The organism is Terriglobus sp. YAF25 (assembly GCF_052113305.1).
Taxonomy (GTDB): domain Bacteria; phylum Acidobacteriota; class Terriglobia; order Terriglobales; family Acidobacteriaceae; genus Terriglobus.
This window is the reverse complement of the sequence record NZ_JBFRCY010000371.1, coordinates 1-4547: the sequence shown is the minus strand read 5'-3', so window position 1 is coordinate 4547 and position 4547 is coordinate 1. Positions and strand designations below refer to the sequence as shown.

4 protein-coding genes are annotated in these 4547 nt (G+C 56.4%); 2 read left to right on the top strand and 2 right to left on the bottom strand.

Annotated features, from left to right (window positions below; translation table 11 throughout):
- On the bottom strand, nucleotides 1–861 hold an 861-nt coding region (locus AB4043_RS15800), incomplete at its 3' end, for a hypothetical protein (RefSeq protein ID WP_442307477.1).
- A 305-nt stretch (nucleotides 862–1166) separates the two neighbouring features.
- Here AB4043_RS15800 and AB4043_RS15795 point away from each other — a divergent pair.
- A complete protein-coding gene (locus tag AB4043_RS15795; RefSeq protein ID WP_442301752.1) occupies nucleotides 1167–2465 on the top strand; it encodes a winged helix-turn-helix domain-containing protein in 1299 nt (432 codons plus the stop codon).
- Nucleotides 2466–2483: 18 nt separating this feature from the next.
- On the opposite strand, the gene AB4043_RS15790 is transcribed toward AB4043_RS15795, so the two are convergent.
- Nucleotides 2484–3668 (bottom strand): Gfo/Idh/MocA family protein, encoded by a 1185-nt coding sequence (locus AB4043_RS15790; RefSeq protein ID WP_442301753.1) that lies wholly within the window; start codon nucleotides 3666–3668, stop codon nucleotides 2484–2486.
- Between the two features lie 115 nt (nucleotides 3669–3783).
- Between AB4043_RS15790 and AB4043_RS15785 the strand changes: the two genes are divergently transcribed.
- Entirely contained in the window at nucleotides 3784–4449 is a 666-nt protein-coding gene (locus AB4043_RS15785) for a Bax inhibitor-1/YccA family protein (protein ID WP_442301754.1), read from the top strand.
- Nucleotides 4450–4547: the final 98 nt, after the last annotated feature.

Sequence of the window (4547 nt, the reverse complement as noted above, 5' to 3'; positions counted from 1 at the left end):
GTTCTCCGTTACCGGCTGCCCCGCCTGGTTTTCAAAGTCAGAATGATAGATTTCGGCGCAATTCACCTCGTTGAAGACCACCGGCCGGTTGTAGGTGGCGAGCTGCTGGAACAGATCGAAGTTCGGCCGCACCCCTCCCCAGTAATTATGAGGATTCGTTCCGTACGTTTCGTAGTAGTGATACGAGATCACATCGAAGGCAACACCCTTCGAGGCCATAAAGTCCAGAAAACCGAACATGGTCGATGTCGTATTCAGGGTTCGCCGAAGGCTCGTACCGTTTTCGAGATTAATCTGGCCGATCGCATCGGAGATGCCTTTCAGAACAGACGCCCATTGATTCATGAGAGGTGTATCGAATTCGGCGGCGGTCCATCCCTTGCCAAACAAACGGTTACCGCTCGAATCCGTAACCTTCAGGTTGATCTCGTTGCCCATCTCCCATTCCTGAATATCGTTCCGGAACTGACTCACAAAGCCGTACGTGCGGTTGTATCCCTGCGCGTAGAGGGCAGCGGCGTCCCCGGCTGGATACTTGCCGGCGTCGGTTGGGTCTCCATATTGAAAGGCAGTGAAAATGATCGGCTTAAGGGTGATGCCGTATTGACTGGCCGCCGTCACCATATCGTGCACCATCGGAGCCAGGGTGGATTCAGTGTCCGTGGTGATATTCACATTAAACCGGTAATCTTTGACCCCTCTCGCCTGCAGGAGTTGGAACACCGTATTGATACTGATGGACCTGCTGTTGGGGCCGTTGACTCCCCACGAAGGAACAGCAGCCATCGCGTGAACAGGCATGGTGATCTCGATCAAGCTGAAGCAGAGAAGTACGGTCATGATGCGTTTGAGGCCTGCCATAGGTACTCCTTTTGAAGGGTTAGCTTGCATTGCCCCTGAGGGGGATGTGAGGCTGAATAAGTTCTGCTATGACGTCGAGGACTGTTCCATCAAGCTCCTCGTAGCAGAAAAAAGCTAGCAATCCATCTCTCACGAACGCGTGACGGAGCGCCGATATTTCTCCGAGGTTTCTCTTCAGCAGGAAAACCTCAGGCAATTGCCGGCTGGCGGCAGAGTTTTGGTACACTTCCGCTGTCTCCGGCCCCAGGCTTCCCCCGTCCTATAACGTTGCCGGTACGGTAGACGCTGAAAACAGGGTCTCAATAGTGGATGGCGATTTCTTCATCAATGACTGGCTTGTCCAGCCGCAGATCAACACCATCGAGAAGGAAGGCCAGAGCTGGCACCTCGAACCTAAGGTGATGCAAGTCCTGGTGTATCTTGCCTTCAATCGCGATAAAGTCTGCTCGAAAGACAAGCTGATTGAAGCCGTCTGGCGCGACACTTTTGTCGGTGATGACGCGCTGATCCGTTGCATCTCCGAGATTCGTTACGTCTTCGGAGACGATGCCCGCTCCCCGCAGATTATCCAGACCATCCCCAAGGCGGGATATCGCCTGATCGCCTCCGTTAATATGGATATGAATCCGGCGCCCCTCATCCCTCCCCATCAGAACGGAGGTCGCTCGCCCCTCGCTGAAGCAGCTCTTCCTTTTCCCAACGGAAAAGGATCGATCGCTGTTCTCGAAGAAGTCTCTGCGCCTCCCTTCCCCGAAGCAGCGGATGAGGAGATGCTCCCTTCCCCCGCCTCCGAACGGGAGGGAAAAAATGCCTCCGTGGCTTCGATTCCGCGGCGTTTCTGGGCTGTTCTTGTAGCGACCATTGTTATGGGATTTGCCATCGGATTTTTCTTATCACGCCCTTTACGGGCATCGGCTGTGCAGCGTTTCTGGAGTTCTGTTCTCAACACGCCGGAGAGCGCCATCCTCTGCGTCGCAGATCAGAACAAATACACCTTTATTACGCTGAGAGATGCTGCTGATCCCAGCCGCCAGGTGGTTCTGAATGACACGCTCTCGACGGTCGTGATCGACGATCTCGATGCGATTGTGCGCGTCGCCTCAGCCGTTCAAGCCCAGGGGAAGAACTACATTCTAAAAGGCCATGAGGCCACAAATCTAAGTGAACTTCGGAGCGGACCGGGAATCTATGTCGGCGCATTCGACAATGCGTGGACACTCCGGCTGACGAAGCCCTTGCGATACCACTTTGCAAACGATGCTCAAATGACGCAGTTCCAGATCGTCGACAGCGCCACCCCATCCGCAAGACCATGGACCATCGATCGCACCCAACAGCTCGAGACGAATAACTACAAAGATTACGCCATCGCCGCGCGGTTCACTGACGGCATGACGGGAAGACCAGCCGTCATTGTCGCCGGAATCGGACGAGGCGGAACCATCGCTGCAGGCGAGTTTCTTACCAAATCAGAACACCTGGCGCCGCTGCTGGATGCGATGCGATCCGCCGGCAACAAGACGAACTTTGAAGTCGTGCTCAGCACCCAGATTATCGACGGTCATCCGGGGACACCGAAGGTCGAAGCCTCCTACTTCTGGTAATCGAGCAACGCCGAATCTCTATTTTCCGCTTCCCTTCACCGGCCAGGTCGTCATACCGCCTTTGCGGTACGCGAGATTGCCGATATGCCCGGCGTTGGCGGCCGCGATACCGGCCTCGACGGGTGCGTTCGGCTCCTGGCGACTCACGATGCAATCGAAGAAGTTACGCATATGCGTGACCGTGCCGTCCACAAAGCTGTCTTCCTTCAGCACGGGATTCTCATTCGACTTCACACTCTCTCGCCACAAGCTCATGCCGGAACGCTTGAGCTTCAGGGTGGCTTCCGTTCCTCGGAACTCGAGCCCGCCGTCATCGATCGACGAGCTCATCATGCCCTCATAGACAACATCGAAGCCGGGATAGCGAAAGGCTGCCTGGATGGTATCGGGGCAGTCCCACTGGGTGAAGACGTGCTTATCGCCAAGCATCGTCGCCATGGATGGCTCATTGGCCTTCATGGCCCAATGGACAACATCAATCCAGTGACTAAAGAGATCGGTCATCGCGCCGCCGCCAAAGTCCCAGAACCAGCGCCAGCGGCTGAACTTCTCCAGGTCAAATGGCTGATCCTTCGCTCCGCCGAGCCATTGTTTCCAATCGAGTTGGGCAATATCGACCGGTTTAGGAACCCAACTTACGTCGTAGTTCTGCCACCAGTAGGTTCGCACCTGAGTGACTCGGCCCAGAGCCCCTCCCTGAATCAGGCTGACGGCGTTGCGGAAATGCGACCAACTCCGCTGCTGGGTACCGCACTGCAAGATCTGCTTGCAGGAGCGAACAGCTTTCACCAGTACAGCGCCTTCTTCCAGCGTGTGTGTCACCGGCTTTTCAAGATACACATCCTTCCCGCCGGCGAGAGCAGCCTCTGCGATACGGACATGCCAGTGGTCAGGAGTCGCAATGATGACGGCGTCGATGGTCTTGTCATCGAGCAGGCTGTGAAAGTCATGATGCACGGTGGCGTCGGCAGCTCTTGACCTCTGCTTTACTTCTTCGCACCGGGGTGCATACACATCACAAACCGCCACTATCTCGAAGGGGACTCCGGTTCTTTCAGCCGCATCGAGCAGGCCGCGCATACGGCCACCGGCTCCAATCACCCCAAGCCGCAATGTTTTGTTCGCTCCCAGAACGCGAGTTGCGCTTAAAGCGGTCATTCCCCCGGCGATAAGAAAATTGCGACGGCTGATTCCAGTCTCCACGGATGCTCCTTTTCTCTTGCGCAACCGTTTTACCATCATCCCGGCGGCAGGGCATCTCCACATGACAAATTCCCCGGAAAGGCGTCCAATAAGACTGGAATAGAAAAATATGCCCATGAACGATTACCGTTTGAGCAATAGCTACCCCACCGTCATCGATGTCCCGCGCGAGAGTGCCTCCGCGCTGCTGGCCAAAGTGCTTGGCATTACAGCGCTTGGCTTCCTGATCACGGCCTTCGGCGTGGCCACGGCTCCGGCCGGCGGAAGCTTTATCGGCTTCATCGCCGTCTTTGGATTGATCTTCGCCATTAACTTTGCTCGCCGCGGGAATCCGGCGCTGGCGCTCGGCCTATTCCTTTGCCTGGCCTACTTTATGGGCTGGGAGATCGGCCCGCTGATCCATCGCTACATCCGCGCTTTCGGCTCGACGATCGTCTTCAATGCCGCCGGCACCACCGGTTGCGGCATGGCGGTGATGGGCTGCGTTGCGTATCTCTTCAATATCAACTATCGCCGCGTCGCCGGCATCGGCCTCGCCGCCCTGCTACTTCTGGTGATCGCCGGCATCGCGAGCATGTTCTTCCACTTCATGACGCCGGATACCTATAGCTGGTTGACCCTCGGTGTCTTCTCACTGCTCACGGTCGCAGACTTTGCACGCATCCGTGCCGGCGGCGACGGAGCTTCCGCGGTCTCACTTGCGCTCTCCATCTACCTCGACGGCATCAACATCTTCATGGCGGTCCTGCAGTTGATGGGCGGCCGCCGCAGCCGTGACTAGAGCATTTTCCCTGTAGGTGAAGGGTAGGGCTTCTGTATCTATGGGGCGTTTTCCGCAATGAAAACGCCTCTGCACACCCCTTCCGAGATACCCAGCAA

Bases quoted from the DNA above. Each gene is read 5' to 3' on its own strand.
- AB4043_RS15785 (WP_442301754.1), top strand. From the start codon at position 3,784: ATGAACGATTACCGTTTGAGCAATAGCTACCCCACCGTCATCGATGTC.